Origin of the sequence: uncultured Legionella sp. (genome assembly GCF_937871865.1) — a bacterium.
GTDB lineage: Bacteria > Pseudomonadota > Gammaproteobacteria > Legionellales > Legionellaceae > Legionella.
Genome location: NZ_CALMPD010000181.1, coordinates 1 through 16,567, shown reverse-complemented (window position 1 = coordinate 16,567; position 16,567 = coordinate 1). Strand labels below are relative to the sequence as shown.

The following is a 16,567-nucleotide window of genomic DNA, read 5'->3' as shown; positions in this document are numbered from 1 at the left end:
TAAAACCAATCAGAAAACTCTAACGAATTGACTGATATTCTTTCATTGACGTTATAAATTCATTAAAAATAATTTCTATATCATGTGGCCCTGGACTAGCTTCCGGGTGACCTTGAAAACCATATGCCGGTTTGCTTGTATGGCGAATTCCTTGCAAAGAGTTATCAAACAATGAACGATGAGTTACTTCTAAACAATCAGGAAGGTTGCTTTCATCAACGGCAAAGCCATGATTTTGACTGGTAATATACACTCGTTTATCGCCCTGGGTTGCAACAACAGGATGATTCGCTCCATGATGACCAAATTTCATTTTTTGAGTACGACCACCACATGCCAAAGCCAGAATTTGAAAACCAAGGCAAATACCAAATACAGGTATATTATTATCCAGGAATTCGCATGTTGCGTTTATCGCATAATCACACGCCTCAGGATCCCCTGGGCCATTCGAAAGAAACACGCCATCAGGACTCATGGCCAGAATCTCTTCTGCAGAGGTTTTAGCGGGTACCACTGTCAAATGGCAGCCCATGTCATGCAGTATACGTAAGATATTGTGTTTAACGCCAAAGTCGTAAGCAACAACATGATATTGTTGTGGTTGAGTATTTGTTGCCCATGTTCCCCGCCCTTCATGCCATCGCTCTATGGTTTGTCTTGAAACTTCAAGTGCTAAATCAACTCCTTTCAATCCAGGGAAAGACTTAGCCTTATCCAATGCATTGGCATGATTATCCGCATCAGTACTAATGCAAGAACCAATGGCTCCATGCTCCCTTAACTTTAAAGTTAGGGCCCGGGTGTCAATACCAGCAATGGCAACAACTCCATTTTTTTTAAGCCATTCAGGAAGCGACTGCTGAGCTCGATAATTACTATGTAACACAGCACAATCGCGCATAACCAATCCTGCGGCCCAGATTTTATTAGATTCCATATCTTCCGCATTACATCCGGTATTTCCTACATGTGCTGCAGTTAAAGTTATTATTTGTCTGGCATAAGATGGGTCAGTGAGCATTTCCTGATAGCCAGTCATTGCGGTATTAAAAACCAACTCACCAACACAATCGCCATCAGCACCTACTGATAATCCTTCATAGATAGTGCCATCAGCTAGCACTAAAATTGCTGGTTTATTAATCATGTATATACCCTAAAAATGTTCAATGTATGTCAATCTCAACTTCAAAAATGGACAAACTATGGGTGCACAATTCATGCACATGTTGATAAATCCAGCAATTGTAACTCACTTAGTTCAAAATTTCATGTCTTCAAAAAATTTTTTCACCCCAGCAAACCAGGAACTAGAACGTGGAGAATGGTTGGATTTGGCACTTTCCAATGACTCTTGTAATTGAGTGAGCAAATCTTTTTGTTCACGAGATAAATTAACAGGGGTCTCCACAACCACTTTACACAGCAAATCACCTTGTCCATGCCCACGAACAGATTTCATTCCTTTGCCGCGCAAACGGAATACTTTTCCAGTCTGGGTTTCCTCAGGAATCTTTAAGGTAACTCTCCCTTCAAGAGTAGGTACTTCAATAGCACCACCCAATACAGCAATAATAAAGCTAATGGGTACTTCGCAATGGAGATCATTGTCCTGACGCTCAAATATAGAATGTTTTTTTACACTAATTTGGACATACAAATCACCTGGACCACCGCCATGAACTCCAGCCTCACCTTCTCCGCTCAATCGAACTCGATCCCCATTATCGACACCAGCAGGTATTTTAACCGTTAATTTTTTACTCTCACGAATTCGGCCCTGACCATGACAATTAGTGCACGGATCAGAAATTTGTTTCCCCTCACCATGACAACTTGGACAGGTTTGTTGAATAGAGAAAAAACCTTGTTGTATTCTTACCTGACCAATACCATTACAGGTTTCGCAAGTTTTCGGACTGGTTCCTTTTTTAGCACCAGTTCCTGTACACACCGTACAAGTGCCATGTCGTGGAACAGTAATTTCAACCTCTTTTCCAGCTGCAGCTTCTTCAAGAGTTAATTGAACATTAAATTGTAAATCCGATCCGCGTTGACCGCGTGATTGTCTCCCCTGGCCACGCCCACCTGAAAATATATTTTCAAATATATCTTCAAATACATCGCCAAAACCACCGAAGCCGCCAAAACCACCAGGACCACCACCAGCTCCATCAACACCTGCGTGACCAAATTGATCGTAAGCAGAACGTTTTTGAGAATCAGATAAAATAGCGTATGCTTTTTGAATTTCTTTAAATTTTTCTTCGGCAGAGGCATCATCGGGATTACGATCAGGATGATATTTCATCGCTAGTTTTCGATAGGCCTTTTTAATTTCAGCATCGCTAGCACTTCGACTAACTTCTAAAAGTTCATAATAATCCCGCTGTTCCATAACCGCTCACATTTTATAAATAAATGACAATAAATTAAGTGATTGTCAAAACACAAACGGGACGATGAATATCGCCCCGACCCAAATACCTGCAAAGAAGCAGTTTCATACGCCAGGTTATGTCGACATCTCATTCGGAAATTCCAACCTGTCGTGATGTATCTACGACGTGAAATGCTAACAGAACCTGGTCTGTTATTACTTACTTCTTGTCGTCTTTAACTTCTTCAAACTCAGCATCCACTACGCCTTCATCTGCAGGTTTTGCAGATTCTTGCTGAGGTGCATCAGCAGCTTGGCCAGCTTGACCTTCATTTGCTTTTTTAGCATAAACGCGCTCAGCCATTTTACCTGAAGCTTCGGTTAATACTTTCAGCTTCTCTTCGATTTGCGCTTTATCTGTACCCTGAATTGCTTCTTTCAATTCTGAAATTGCAGTTTCTATTCCACTTCGTTCAGTATCTGACAATTCATCACCTAAATCTTTCATGGATTTTTCACAACTGTGAATCATACTGTCAGCCTGGTTACGAAGCTCTGTTGTTTCTTTGAATTTCTTATCTTCTTCAGCATGGGCCTGAGCATCTTTTATCATTGCATCAACTTCATCATCACTTAAACCGCTTGATGCTTTAATTACAATAGATTGAGCCTTACCAGTAGCTTTATCTTTTGCAGAAACATTTAAGATACCATTAGCATCTATATCAAAAGTTACTTCAATCTGAGGCACACCTCGAGGTGCTGGAGGAATATCCCCCAAATCAAATCGTCCTAATGATTTATTAGCAGAAGCTTGTTCTCTTTCACCTTGAAGAACATGAACAGTTACTGCAGTTTGATTGTCATCAGCTGTTGAGAACACTTGATTCGCTTTAGTAGGAATAGTAGTGTTTTTATCAATCAGTTTAGTCATTACACCACCCATGGTTTCAATACCCAATGATAATGGAGTAACGTCAAGCAATAGTATGTCTTTTACTTCACCAGACAATACTGCTGCCTGGATGGCTGCACCAACTGCTACTGCCTCATCAGGATTCACGTCTTTACGTGGTTCTTTGCCAAAAAACTCTTCGACAGTCTTTTGAACTAAAGGCATTCTTGTCTGACCACCAACCAAAATCACTTCGTTGATTTGAGATACGGTTAAACCTGCGTCTTTCAATGCGATTTTACATGGCTCGACAGTACGCTCAACTAATTTTTCCACTAATGATTCAAGCTTGGCACGAGTCAACTTGATGTTTAAATGTTTTGGACCAGAAGCATCTGCAGTAATATAAGGCAGATTCACGTCTGTTTGTTGCGCAGAAGATAACTCGATTTTTGCTTTTTCTGCAGCTTCTTTTAGACGTTGTAATGCCAATGGATCATTATGCAAATCGATACCAGAATCTTTTTTGAATTCAGCAGCCAAATATTCAATTAACGCGAGGTCAAAATCTTCACCACCAAGGAATGTATCTCCATTAGTAGCCAACACCTCAAATTGATGTTCGCCATCTACTTCCGCAATTTCAATAATTGAAACGTCGAAAGTCCCCCCCCCAAGGTCATAAACTGCAATGACAGAGTCGCCACGCTTTTTATCCATACCATAAGCCAGCGCAGCAGCAGTAGGCTCGTTAATAATTCGTTTTACTTCAAGTCCGGCAATTCGGCCAGCATCTTTAGTTGCTTGGCGTTGAGAGTCGTTGAAATAAGCGGGAACTGTGATTACCGCCTCTTTAACTTCTTCACCCAAATAATCTTCCGCTGTCTTTTTCATTTTACGCAGTACTTCAGCAGATACTTGTGGTGGTGCTTTATCTTGATCTTTTACGCGAACCCAAGCATCTCCATTGTCCGCTTTAACGATTTTGTAAGGAACCATTTTGATGTCTTTTTGCACCACAGCATCATCAAATCTACGACCAATTAGTCGCTTGATAGCGAAAAGAGTTTTTTCAGGGTTGGTCACTGATTGACGTTTTGCAGCTTGCCCGACCAATACCTCATCATCGTCAGTAAATGCTACAATAGAGGGTGTAGTTCGATGACCTTCACTGTTTTCAATTACCTTAGGTTTATCACCTTCCATTACAGCAACACATGAGTTGGTAGTACCCAAGTCGATTCCTATAATCTTAGCCATTCTATTTTGCTCCAAATTAGTAGTTTCTAATACAATAATGTTCATATGGGGCGTAGTACGCCAATTTCAAGTTATTTAGTGTAAAAAAAATGAATTCATTACAATAAAACTGATTTTTCAAATGCTCTTGTTTCTGCTCTTCTGCAATTTATTTTTTTGAAACAATTACTCGAGCCGGTCTGATAACTCGATCATTGAGTTGATACCCTTTCTGGAACACAGCAATAACCGTATTCGGAGCAGTACCCGGTACATCCTGAATAGACATTGCTTCATGTAGTTGAGGATCAAAAGGCATGCCCATTGGATCCAGCTGTTTCACATCAAATTTATCCAGAACATCGAGAAACAGTTTCATGGTTAATTCCAATCCTTCATGCATAGCGGGGTCGGAATTTTTATCAGCCAGTTGCAATGCTTGTTCAAGGCTATCCACTACAGGCAACAGAGCCGAAATCAATTTTTCCGCACCGTACTTATGGGCATTAGCTACTTCACGCTCCATGCGGCGACGTACATTATCCAGTTCAGCCACAGCTCTTACTGACTTTTCCCAGTTCTCATGTGCTTTTTGTTCTGCCAATGTAAGTTGTTCTTCTAAAGCAACGTAGCTAGGATGGCTTAATGCAGCATCAGGTTGTTCTTCCTCATTAAGAATTTCTTCTGGACCTTCCTCGTTTAGCTCTTCTTCATGTGCCTGATTTTCTTCCTTAAACTTATTCCAATCTTTTTTATCATGTTTGCTCATAAAAATGCTCCTTACTTACCTGACCGTAACACATGGGGACGCTCTATTAATTTTTCAAGTCCCGACTATAGAAATTTAAATATAGCCTACCTTTGCCGCTTACTTGCAGTAAATGTTCATTTATTCCATACTTAGACATCAAAAAAATCACATGAGTTTATTATGCAGGAATGGTCGCCAGTATCCTGGCTGCAACGCTCGTATTTGCAAGCTGCAACGTACGCAGATCAGGAGCAACTGAATAAAGTTGTTGAACAATTAAGCCTCTTACCTCCCTTGGTTACCAGTGGTGAAGTAAAGAATTTAAAAGCAGAGATTGCACGTGCTGGTCGAGGAGAAGCGTTTATTCTCCAAGGTGGAGACTGTGCCGAATCATTCAATGATTGCAGATCGGAAGTGATCAGCAATAAATTAAAAATTATCTTACAAATGAGTTTGATTCTGCTTTATGGTTTACGTAAACCAATTATCAGAGTTGGACGCATTGCAGGGCAATATGCCAAACCTCGCTCCTCTGATTTTGAAACCATTGATGGTGTAACTCTGCCCAGCTATCGTGGAGATATAGTGAATTCACCAGAATTCACCCCAGCAGCCAGAGAACCTAACTCAAAATTATTACTTCAAGCATACAGTTGTTCTGCTATGACCTTGAATTTCATCCGTGCTTTATTGGATGGTGGCTTCGCAGATTTACATCACCCACAACGCTGGGATTTGGGATTTGTTGAACACTCAACGCAAAAAGAAGAATACCAGCACATAGTCAATTCCATTGAAGATGCTCTGGATTTCTTGAAATCCATAGATGGAATACGTGCCAGTAATTTAAGTAAAGTTGATTTTTATACCTCTCATGAAGCATTGCATCTACATTACGAACAAGCTCTTACCCGTCAGCTGAAAGATGGGCGCTGGTATAACCTATCAACTCACCTGCCTTGGATAGGCATGCGTACGGCACAAGCCGATAGTGCCCACCTTGAATTTCTACGCGGTGTAGAAAACCCGCTTGGAATTAAAATAGGCCCAGGAGCAACCCCGGAATGGTTAGCAGAAGTATTGCACATTGCGAACCCTCAACGAGAAGAAGGACGTATTCTTTTATTTACCCGCTTGGGCGCTAAGCATATCAGCAACCTGTTACCGCCATTGATTGAGGCAGTAAAGAAAACCAATATTCCGGTGACCTGGTCTTGTGATCCCATGCATGGAAATACAGAAACAACCGCAGATGGCACCAAAACACGTCATTTTGACAATATCTTGTCAGAATTAAAACAAGCATTGGAAATTCATCATAAGATGGGAAGCTATCTCGGTGGCGTTCATTTTGAACTGACTGGTGATAATGTTACCGAATGTATTGGTGGAGCACGTGGTCTGGCTGCTGACGATCTTAAAACAGCATACCATAGCCTGGTAGATCCCAGATTAAATTACGAACAATCTATAGAAATGGCTATTCAACTGAGTCGTCAGTTTCGGAACGTTTAGAGTAACTTTGTGTTCATAAGGGCACTGTTCCCGGATTACTACTTCGTCTAATCCGGGCTACACTGTAGTATCGATTCACCATTAAACTGTTGGGCAATATACTCTGGAATTCGTTGATCAAGCCAATAGACTGGAGCCCAAATTTTACTCCCAGAAATAAATCCGACGTGCCCTCCCTTTTTACTGACTTCCAAGGTAACACATTCTGATAACTCATGTTCTTCTGGTAATACATCAGCCGTCATAAACGGATCGTCTTGAGCATGTATGATTAAAGAAGGCGTCATTATATGGCGCAAATATTGCCTGGAGCTGGACTCTCTATAGTAGGAGTGCGCATTGCTAAAACCATAAAGAGGAGCAGTAACCTGATTATCAAAAGTCCAGAAGCAATTACAATTAGCAGCTTTTTTCAAAACATCAGGAGGATTCTTTAAATGAATCACTTTCTGAGCAAAAACCGATTTAAACTGCTTTAAAAGATGAGTCTGATAGAAACGAGACAAACCAACGTTCATTCGATTGGCTACTTTATTCAGAAGAAATGGGACAGATACAGCAACGGCCGTTTGTACTTTGCTGTGAACCTTTTGTTCTCCCAACCATTTTAATAAGACATTTCCACCTAAAGATACCCCGACAATCGCTTTTTTAGTACCAGGTTCACGAATGTTAAGGGTCTCGATCAAATAATCCAAGTCGCCGGTATCTCCGGAATGATAAGCACGCGGCAAACGATTAATTTCTTTACCAGCTCCTCGGAAATGCATGAGAACCGCCCGCCAACCTCGTTGATTAAAGGCATTCATAAATCGGGCAACATAACTTGAATTCACACAGCCACCCAACCCATGCAAAATAATGATTAAAGGAGCATTATCTGGTAAATTAGCCGTACTCCAGGCTAAATCCAAAAAATCCCCATCGGGTAAATCTATTCGTTCTACTTTATCAACAGGGGCTTGTATCGGATGTCTCATGGATGCATAAACAGTTTGCGCATGTGCATTAGAAAGCCACCAAGCAGGTTTAAATAGACTCTCAATAATCATAATTACCTCGAGTGGTATTGGGGGCTTAATTCATGTACAGCATCAATCATTGCAGCGACGCGATCTGGTTGTACATCAGGCGTAATACCATGTCCCAGATTAAATATGTGTCCACTTCCATGACCAAATGACGCTAAGACATTTCCCACTTGTTTACGAACACACTGATCCGAACTTAATAATACAGCAGGATCCAGATTCCCTTGTAACGCTACCTTGTCTCCTACTCGTTGACGAGCAGAATGTAAATCACAAGTCCAGTCAATTCCTAATGCATCACAGCCGGTTTCTACCATCTGTTCTAACCATTGTCCCCCACCTTTAGTAAATAAAATAACGGGAACATCCGGATATTCTGCTTTCAAATCCTGCACTATTTGATGCATATAACGCAGAGAAAATTCCTGATAGTTTTGCGGCGTTAAAATGCCTCCCCACGTATCAAAAATCATTACCGCATTTACCCCGGCTTTAATTTGTTCTTTTAAATATTGACTTACAGATATCGCCAATTTATTCAACAACATATGAGCGGCTCTATCTTCAGTATAGACCAAATTTAAAATGCGTTTGTAATCTCTGCTGCTCCCTCCCTCAACCATGTAACACGCTAAAGTCCAGGGACTGCCTGAAAAACCAATTAAAGGCAGGTTCGCTGGCATTTCCTGCCGAATCAAACGAGCAGCATCCATTACATAGCTTAAAGAATCAGCCATATCAGGAACAGTTAACGCGTTAATTGCTCGCACATCACGTACAGGATTCGTAAAACAAGGCCCCTCACCTTCTGCAAAATATAAACCCAACCCCATTGCATCAGGTATGGTTAAGATATCGGAAAACAAGATAGCCGCATCTAAAGCAAATCGTCTTAAGGGTTGTAATGTCACCTCACAAGCAAGCTCAGGGTTCTTACAAAGACTTAGAAAATCGCCAGCCTGTTCTCTGGTGTTTCTGTATTCAGGTAAATATCGGCCTGCCTGGCGCATAATCCAGGCAGGAGTTCGCTCAACAGGTTGACGTCTTAAAGCACGAAGGAATAAAGATTGATTAATATCGTACATAATTAAATCTCAATTACATTAAATTGCTCGTATGGTAACACGATAGAGCGTTCAATGCAGTGGTATCATTGGATGAACCTGGTGTAGAATCCAACCAAATTTAAAATTGATCATCTAGAGACAGCCACATGGACTACTTAAATATTAACGCACTTAGTGTTTCTACACGAATTGGTATACATGCGTGGGAACAACGAATTACTCAACAATTACTGATAGACATCTCTATTCCCTTAGATTTCACAGAATGTAGAGATGAGTTACACAACACCTTAGATTATGACGCATTGTGCCAGACGATAACACAATATGTAGAATCAAATTCATTCCACCTTATTGAAACAGTTGCAAATAACGTGGCTCATTTAGTTAAAAGCACATTTAATACGGCGCAAATTACTGTTTCAGTAAGCAAACCACATGCAGTGAAAAATGCAGGTACAGTCAAGGTTACGGTAAACCGATAACCTTCATTTACCCACCTGTAACCATGCCACGCAAGCGTTCCGTTTTAGCCAAAGTGGTTTGAGCTTGTTGTGCCAGTCCTTTATTTGAATAAGGTCCAACTACAACCCGGAACCAATTACCTTGTGTATTGGTTACTGGAACAACATTTACATTGAATCCTTTAAGAATTAACAATCCTTTCATATGCTCTGCATCTTGTCTTGCTTTAAATGCAGCAACTTGCACCATGAAATTTCCTTTAGTCACAGGCGCAGGAGTCAGAGCTTTTCCTTCAGCGACTTTAACTGCTGCAGGTTGATGCAGCGCGTTTGCATTAGGCTTAACAGCCGTATTTCTGGCTGCAGTAGTAATTGCAGCTGCTCCATTAACGGTTGGTGAAGATGTTGGAGCAGAAGGAGTAGCTGTTTTAACCTGAGCTGGACGGTTCGCATTTGAATGAGCCGCAGATTGCGCTGCACTTTTATCGTTTGCCAATAAGGTATAGAACTCAAATTTGGGCTTAGGGGGTATTTGAGCCTGTTGCGGTTCAGGTTTGGTCGGTTGTTGCTGTTCATGACCAGCCAAAACCTGAGTATTCAGCCAGGTACTAACAGTTTGTACATCAAAAAAAGTAGCCGTCAAATACCCGAGAAGAAAGGTAACTGCAATCACTAATAATTGATGTGGCGCACTTCCCTTTTGCCGTGTCGTGCGCCTGGTTCCATAATCTCTTGCCATTACATACTCTCTGGAGCGGAAACGCCCAATAAATCAAGGCCATTATTTAAGACTTGTCGAACAGCCTCTAACAAACATAATCTGGCATATCGCAAGTGCTCATCCTCACATAAAAGCTGAACTGCGTTATAATAACTGTGTAGCCCATTGGCCAGTTCTCTCAAATAATAGGCTAACTGATGAGGCTCACACGTTGTTGCCGCGGATTCGATAATTTCCGGATATCTGCAAATAAGCGTTATCAATGCACTTTCGTGAGACTTATCCAGCAAGTCAATATGCTGAAGCCCTAAGGAACGATCCCAATTCATCCCGCGCTCAGCCAATTGCCGCAGAACACTACAAATTCGTGCATGAGCGTATTGTATATAATAAACAGGATTATCAGTGGATTCAGACTTAGCCAAGTCCAAGTCAAAATCCATGTGCTGTTCTGGTTTTCGCGCAACATAAAAAAATCGGGCAGCATCGTTACCGACTTCTTCACGCAACTCTCTCAAGGTAACAAATGAGCCGCTTCGAGTAGACATTTGCACTCGCTCACTGCCACGATACAGTATGGCAAACTGAACCAACAAAACCGTTAATGCATTTTCATCATGTCCAAGGGCTTTAACAGCAGAACGAATACGTGTTACATAGCCATGATGATCTGCACCAAAGATATCGATAACACGATCAAAACCCCTGTCATATTTGTTCCAATGATAAGCTACGTCGGAGGCAAAATAAGTGGTTTGTCCATTAGCACGCACCAAAACTCTATCTTTTTCATCCCCAAAATCAGTTGCCTTAAACCATAAAGCGCCCTCTTTTTCAAAGGTATGTCCAGCATCCTTTAATGCCTGAATTCCTTTATCAATAGAACCGTTTTCAAACAAAGACTGCTCAGAAAACCAACTTTTATAACATACTCCAAATCCAGACAAATCATCTTTGATGTCATCTAAAACAGTATTCAAGGCATAAGAATGGAACAAATCAAAACCATCGTCCCCTAACAAAACTCTGGCGCGCTCAATAACTGCATCAATATAAAGTTCTTTATCGCCTCCCTGTGGCTCATCAGCAGGTAATTCAGCACTAATAACATCCCAGGAATGTACGTATTGTACAGGATGTTCTGATTGAATTTTCTGGGCTATTTCATAAACATACTCGCCCTTATAAGCATTTGTTGGAAAAACAACAGGTTCCTTTGCCAACTCCAGATAACGCAACCAGACGCTGGCAGCCAGAATATTCATTTGTCTTCCGGCATCATTTACATAATATTCCAAAGTGACATCGTAGCCAGCTGCATTTAATACGTTACCTAAAGTTGCACCAAAAGCAGCACCTCTTCCGTGGCCTACATGTAAAGGACCTGTTGGGTTCGCTGAAACAAATTCCACCAATACCTTCTTCTTTTGCCCAAGAGTACTGCGGCCAAACTCCTTGCCTTGCTCCAATACCTCAGCCACAATCAAAGCACGAGCACTACTTTTCATAAAAAAGTTAATAAAACCTGCCCCTGCAATTTCAATCCTATCGATTGAAGAATCTTCAGGTAATGCCTGAACCAACAACTCGGCCAGTTTCCGGGGTGCCTGACGGCAAGGCTTCGCTAAGATAAGAGCAATATTACTGGCATAATCACCATGACTGGGATCTTTTGCATTGTCTACCTTTATCTCGATATCAAGGTCTGCAGAAATAGCGCCTGATTGTTGTAGTGATGTTAACGATTGTTTTAAAAGATGCTCAACTGTATGTTTCATACTACTCATATACCCGTCAAAAATACTGTTATTATGCGCTTTTTCATGTCAGATGGAAAGATTATACCGAGAAAAGATTGGGCAACGTATGCAGCATATAGTGAGCCCCCCTGCCTAACTAATCGCTCAAAAAATCATGATAAAGCTATTTTTGTAGGTGCAGTACTCATTCATGAGCCCCTGGAACCTACAAAACAACAAAGGAAAATCGAACTATAAATATCCAAAGAGATTTTTACTCATCGATAGTTTCATATGATTTATTAATATAGCCATCTTGGGATAATAAAATAGCTATAGGTCGTGTTGTCTCAAAATGGGCAAAGATAATCATCATCATGACCGTTATAGGCACTGACAAAAACATACCTAATATACCCCAGATGGATCCCCATAAACCTAAAGCAAATAAGATAACTAATGGACTTACATTAAGGGACTTCCCTAATAATCTGGGCTCTAAAAAATTGCCAACAATAAATTGAATAGCAACAATACCGGAAGTAACTTCCAAAAATGGCCACCAGCTTGCAAATTGAATTAATGCCAGTGCCGCCGGAAATGCAGTTGCAACTATAGCACCAATATTCGGAATGTAATTTAAAAAGAAAATTAACAAAGCCCAAAACTCTGCAAAATCTAATCCAACCCATTTCATAATCAACCAACTGGCAGTTGCAGTAGCAAGGCTCAATAATGTTTTAATACCCAAATAAGTCTGAGTATCTTTTGTAATGTGTGAAAAAATGTTTTTTACTAACTTTCTATGCTCCTTTTGAGGAAAAAAGGCATCCATTTTTTGACTAAAATAATGCTGCTCGACAAACAGAAACACAACGTATAAAGCAATTAACACTGCTGAGCTGGTTATTGTAGTAAACACACTATAAATATTCACGACCATACTCTGAATATTTAGGCTTTTGATTATGTTATTAAAATCAGCAAATGCCTTAATATGAAATCGATTATCCAGGTTGTTAAAAATAACTAATAAATGATCCTGATAACGAGGGGATGCTGCAATGACATCATTCACATTATTCGTAATAATATCTATCAAAATTTTGGCCAGGATTGCGACAACAAATAAAGACAGGATCATACTCAGCCATGAAGGAAAACGTTGGCCAACAACAGGAATTTTTTGCATGCCACTATTTATAGTGTTGAGTAGGTGCCAGATGAAGATCGAAATGACCAGAGGCACTAATAAGCCCCGTCCGGCAATGAGCAAATAGCCGCTGATCCAAACTAATATTAAACTTGATGTAAACGTGATAATGCGCCCCATCGGCTTAACTCCTGCATATTTGCGGTTTGTTGGCATTTAGGTAGAATGACAGAATCTTAAACTTAATGACAATGATGCTCCGCTTTGGGTTTCTAAAATCAATCCATTTTGGCTCAAACCAATGAAATGTCAACAGGTCCTGGTAACTGATTCGCAACGAATATAATTTCCTGTTATTATTCCTTTTTTTACTGGATTAATTAATACTGTGCTGTCCAACTCGTGTGAATCCCTGTCTGGTGTCGGACCGACACTGGCAGCAAAACTAGCTAAATGCAGCATTGTTACAGTGCAAGATCTGCTCTTTCATTTACCCTACCGCTATCAAGACCGAACCAGAGTAACAGCAATTCAGGATTTACGTTCGAATAACTGGTGCGTTATTTCAGGCACCGTGTGTAAAACAGAGGTGAAGTACGGTAAGAGAATGATGCTAAACTGCTATGTGGAAGACAAAACCGGTGTTATCAAGCTCCGATTTTTTCACTTTAACAAGCAACAAGTCAGCGCGTTAAATAACAGCACCAGAATTCATGCATTTGGCGAAGTACGCGAATTCAATGGTCATTTAGAAATGATTCACCCAGAATATCAACTGCTTGATGATGAATCTGAATGCCGCGTTGATGAAACCTTAACTCCGATTTATCCCTTAACTCAAGGCTTAACCCAGACTCGACTCCGACAATTGGTAAAAATCGCCCTGGCAGGCTATGAGCAGGATCTGTATCAACTGGAATGGATGACTGAAGAGCAACTGAACACCAATAAGTTCCCTGATATAGGCTACGCAATCAAATTGTTACATAATCCTCCCCCGGATACGTCTTTAACCACATTAGAAAATGGCGAACATCCTGCACTGAAGAGGTTGGTATTTGATGAGTTACTAGCTCAACGATTAAGTATGCAATTCGCCAGACAATCACGAGGCAAACTTCATGCGCCAAGTATTCCCATTGAAAATAAAATTACAGAGCAATTTTTAACCGCCCTTCCCTTTGCGCTGACTAATGCGCAACAACGAGTTGTACAGGAAATCATTCAAGATTTAAGCCAGACCAAACCCATGCTACGCCTGATACAGGGTGATGTAGGGTCAGGAAAAACGGTTATTGCGGCGCTTGCAGCCATTCAGGCAATTGCAGTGGGCTACCAAGTTGCATTGATGGCACCAACCGATTTATTAAGCGAACAACATTACAATAATCTATTAAACTGGTTAGCCCCCTTGAATATTGCTGTGTTACGGTTGAGCGGAAAAATGAAAACAGCTGAACGTAAAAAAGCGCTCGCAGCACTTGCTGATAAAAGCTGTCAATTGATTATAGGAACTCATGCTCTGTTTCAGGAAGAGGTTGAATTTTCTCAATTAGGTCTGGTTATTATTGATGAGCAGCACCGATTTGGAGTGGAACAGCGTTTATTATTACAACAAAAAGGGCAACACAATCATCTGATTCCTCATCAGCTATTAATGACAGCCACTCCTATTCCAAGAACACTCTCCATGACTCATTTTGCACATCTGGATTTATCTGTCATTGATGAGCTACCTCCAGGGCGTTCACCGGTGACTACAGCCGTATTAAACCAGGATAAACGCGATGCGATTATTGAGCGCTTACAAACAGCTATAGCCAGCGGAAGACAGGCATACTGGGTATGCACCTTGATAGAAGAATCCGAAAAATTGCAATGTATGGCTGCGACCGATACCGCACAACGACTTCGGGAACAATTAAGCACCGTTCGCGTGGGCCTGGTTCACGGCCAAATGAAATCAATAGAAAAAGAAGCGACCATGTCGGCATTTAAATCAGGAGAAATTGATTTGTTGGTTGCAACTACAGTAATAGAGGTAGGAGTTGATGTCCCAAATGCCAGCTTAATGATTATAGAAAATGCCGAACGACTAGGATTGTCACAACTACATCAATTGCGAGGGCGCGTTGGACGAGGTACTGCACAGTCCCATTGCATTCTTCTTTATCAACACCCACTATCATTACAGGGCAGTGAACGATTAAAAGTGATGCGGGCAACAAACGATGGGTTTATTATTTCTGAAAAAGATTTAGAGTTAAGAGGCGCAGGAGAAGTGCTGGGTACCCGACAAACTGGCTACCGACAATTTAAATTAGCTAATTTACAGCGAGACCAAGCCTTGCTCCCTCTCTTAGCCCCAGTGGCAAAACAATTAGTATTAGAAAAACCAGAAGTAGCCCGGGCAATAACCCGGCGTTGGCTGGGTAATTTTGAGCAATTTTTGCAAGGATAGATATTTTTTAAACAAATAAAAGTAAGTAGGAAAGTGCTTCCACTCCCGGCTATCCCGTACTTACGCTACGCCAATACGGGCTACAATGGCAGCTCCTAATACGTAGCCGCATTAGCGCAAGCGCGTAATGCGGGATCCCAATTCCTTGCCCTCGCCCGCAAAGGAAATAATGTCAAATAGCCTTAAACCCAATCGCAGGAGAGGGTAAAATTACATATTCCCCCTTTAAATCAAAAAATTAACCGTAAGAAAATCCTTCATTCAAAACATCCATGGGACACCTCCAACACACTTCAATATTTTTTTACCTGAGTTTTCAAAAATATAATGGTATTATTTATCTTTATATAGCAAATGCACAGGCCATTTCCTAAATTTGATCTGAAACAGGGTTATTAATGATACAGAACGAACGCTATTGGCAAGCCAAAAAAGTAACGTTAATAGGAGCAAGCATTAATGCACTTCTTGGCATCATCAAAGTAATAGGAGGCTATTTATACCACTCTCATGCATTAATTGCAGATGGGGTTCATTCGATTTCGGATCTGTTTACTGATGTTATGGTTCTTTTTGCTTCCAAATATGGAAGCCTGGATGCCGATGATAGTCATCCTTATGGGCATCAACGCATTGAAACCGCAGCTACCCTGCTTCTGGCATTATTGCTTATCCTGGCTGGCTGCGGGATAGCCTGGGATGCTATTGATGAGTTAATAAATTCCGATCACACCATGCCAGGCTGGTTATCTCTTCCGGTAATTTGTATTTCCATAATAGCCAATGAAACGCTGTTCCATTACACGAAATATGTAGGAAAACGTATTAATTCCCAGTTAATTATTGCTAACGCCTGGCACCACCGCTCTGATGCTGCATCATCCATAGTCGTACTGCTTGGCCTGATTGGCAGTTTGGCAGGTTTCATCTATCTTGATGCTGTTGCGGCAATAATTGTTGGGTTAATGATTGTAAAAATGGGCTGGGACTATGGGTGGAATAGTGTAAAAGAATTGGTGGATACTGCCGTAGAACCAGAATTATTAACCGAAATTGAAGGAGTTATCCAAAGCATCGATGGAGTTCAAAAAATTCATCAGCTTCGCAGCCGTTCTATGGGTAACGATGTTTTAATTGATGTTCATATA

Annotated in this window: 13 protein-coding genes; 4 read left to right on the top strand and 9 right to left on the bottom strand. The window is 40.9% G+C overall.

From position 1 onward, the window contains the following. Positions 1–19 precede the first annotated feature (19 nt). From carA to grpE, 4 genes are all read right to left on the bottom strand, one after another. The gene (carA, locus tag Q0495_RS09785) at positions 20–1,150 is read right to left on the bottom strand and encodes a glutamine-hydrolyzing carbamoyl-phosphate synthase small subunit (protein WP_298625508.1); all 1,131 of its coding nucleotides are present in this window, start codon (positions 1,148–1,150) and stop codon (positions 20–22) included. A gap of 114 nt (positions 1,151–1,264) precedes the next feature. Further along, complete coding sequence (dnaJ, locus tag Q0495_RS09780) at positions 1,265–2,401, bottom strand: molecular chaperone DnaJ (RefSeq protein WP_298625506.1); 1,137 nt, start codon at positions 2,399–2,401, stop codon at positions 1,265–1,267. A gap of 202 nt (positions 2,402–2,603) precedes the next feature. Next, entirely contained in the window at positions 2,604–4,538 is a 1,935-nt protein-coding gene (gene dnaK / locus Q0495_RS09775) for a molecular chaperone DnaK (protein ID WP_298625504.1), read from the bottom strand. A gap of 148 nt (positions 4,539–4,686) precedes the next feature. Then, a complete protein-coding gene (grpE, locus tag Q0495_RS09770) occupies positions 4,687–5,286 on the bottom strand; it encodes a nucleotide exchange factor GrpE (protein ID WP_298625502.1) in 600 nt (199 codons plus the stop codon). Between the two features lie 162 nt (positions 5,287–5,448). Between grpE and Q0495_RS09765 the strand changes: the two genes are divergently transcribed. After that, complete coding sequence (locus Q0495_RS09765; RefSeq protein WP_298625499.1) at positions 5,449–6,783, top strand: 3-deoxy-7-phosphoheptulonate synthase class II; 1,335 nt, start codon at positions 5,449–5,451, stop codon at positions 6,781–6,783. A gap of 47 nt (positions 6,784–6,830) precedes the next feature. Here the strand turns inward: Q0495_RS09765 and Q0495_RS09760 are convergent, their stop codons facing one another. Both Q0495_RS09760 and hemE read right to left on the bottom strand, forming a co-directional pair. Further along, on the bottom strand, positions 6,831–7,835 hold the full coding sequence (locus Q0495_RS09760) for a hydrolase (protein ID WP_298625496.1): 1,005 nt from the start codon (positions 7,833–7,835) through the stop codon (positions 6,831–6,833). 2 nt (positions 7,836–7,837) lie between these two features. Continuing rightward, a complete protein-coding gene (hemE, locus tag Q0495_RS09755) occupies positions 7,838–8,899 on the bottom strand; it encodes a uroporphyrinogen decarboxylase (protein WP_298625493.1) in 1,062 nt (353 codons plus the stop codon). A 128-nt stretch (positions 8,900–9,027) separates the two neighbouring features. On the opposite strand from hemE, the gene folB reads away from it, so the two are divergent. Then, complete coding sequence (gene folB / locus Q0495_RS09750) at positions 9,028–9,366, top strand: dihydroneopterin aldolase (protein WP_298625491.1); 339 nt, start codon at positions 9,028–9,030, stop codon at positions 9,364–9,366. A 7-nt stretch (positions 9,367–9,373) separates the two neighbouring features. On the opposite strand, the gene Q0495_RS09745 is transcribed toward folB, so the two are convergent. The 3 genes from Q0495_RS09745 to Q0495_RS09735 form a co-directional block, all read right to left on the bottom strand. Then, complete coding sequence (locus Q0495_RS09745; protein ID WP_298625488.1) at positions 9,374–10,084, bottom strand: SPOR domain-containing protein; 711 nt, start codon at positions 10,082–10,084, stop codon at positions 9,374–9,376. Then, a complete protein-coding gene (gene argS, locus Q0495_RS09740) occupies positions 10,084–11,844 on the bottom strand; it encodes an arginine--tRNA ligase (protein WP_298625485.1) in 1,761 nt (586 codons plus the stop codon). The genes Q0495_RS09745 and argS overlap by 1 nt, the downstream gene beginning before the upstream one ends. A 235-nt stretch (positions 11,845–12,079) precedes the next feature. After that, entirely contained in the window at positions 12,080–13,138 is a 1,059-nt protein-coding gene (locus Q0495_RS09735) for an AI-2E family transporter (protein WP_298625483.1), read from the bottom strand. Positions 13,139–13,346: 208 nt separating this feature from the next. Between Q0495_RS09735 and recG the strand changes: the two genes are divergently transcribed. Together recG and Q0495_RS09725 are read left to right on the top strand one after the other, a co-directional pair. Then, complete coding sequence (recG, locus tag Q0495_RS09730) at positions 13,347–15,419, top strand: ATP-dependent DNA helicase RecG (RefSeq protein WP_298625480.1); 2,073 nt, start codon at positions 13,347–13,349, stop codon at positions 15,417–15,419. A gap of 398 nt (positions 15,420–15,817) precedes the next feature. After that, on the top strand, positions 15,818–16,567 hold a 750-nt coding region (locus Q0495_RS09725), incomplete at its 3' end, for a cation diffusion facilitator family transporter (RefSeq protein WP_298625478.1).

Excerpts from the sequence above, each read along its gene's own strand:
- carA (WP_298625508.1), bottom strand. The coding sequence starts at position 1,150 with ATGATTAATAAACCAGCAATTTTAGTGCTAGCTGATGGCACTATCTAT.
- dnaJ (WP_298625506.1), bottom strand. The coding sequence starts at position 2,401 with ATGGAACAGCGGGATTATTATGAACTTTTAGAAGTTAGTCGAAGTGCT.
- dnaK (WP_298625504.1), bottom strand. The coding sequence starts at position 4,538 with ATGGCTAAGATTATAGGAATCGACTTGGGTACTACCAACTCATGTGTT.
- grpE (WP_298625502.1), bottom strand. The coding sequence starts at position 5,286 with ATGAGCAAACATGATAAAAAAGATTGGAATAAGTTTAAGGAAGAAAAT.
- Q0495_RS09765 (WP_298625499.1), top strand. The coding sequence starts at position 5,449 with ATGCAGGAATGGTCGCCAGTATCCTGGCTGCAACGCTCGTATTTGCAA.
- Q0495_RS09760 (WP_298625496.1), bottom strand. The coding sequence starts at position 7,835 with ATGATTATTGAGAGTCTATTTAAACCTGCTTGGTGGCTTTCTAATGCA.
- hemE (WP_298625493.1), bottom strand. The coding sequence starts at position 8,899 with ATGTACGATATTAATCAATCTTTATTCCTTCGTGCTTTAAGACGTCAA.
- folB (WP_298625491.1), top strand. The coding sequence starts at position 9,028 with ATGGACTACTTAAATATTAACGCACTTAGTGTTTCTACACGAATTGGT.
- Q0495_RS09745 (WP_298625488.1), bottom strand. The coding sequence starts at position 10,084 with ATGGCAAGAGATTATGGAACCAGGCGCACGACACGGCAAAAGGGAAGT.
- argS (WP_298625485.1), bottom strand. The coding sequence starts at position 11,844 with ATGAAACATACAGTTGAGCATCTTTTAAAACAATCGTTAACATCACTA.
- Q0495_RS09735 (WP_298625483.1), bottom strand. The coding sequence starts at position 13,138 with ATGGGGCGCATTATCACGTTTACATCAAGTTTAATATTAGTTTGGATC.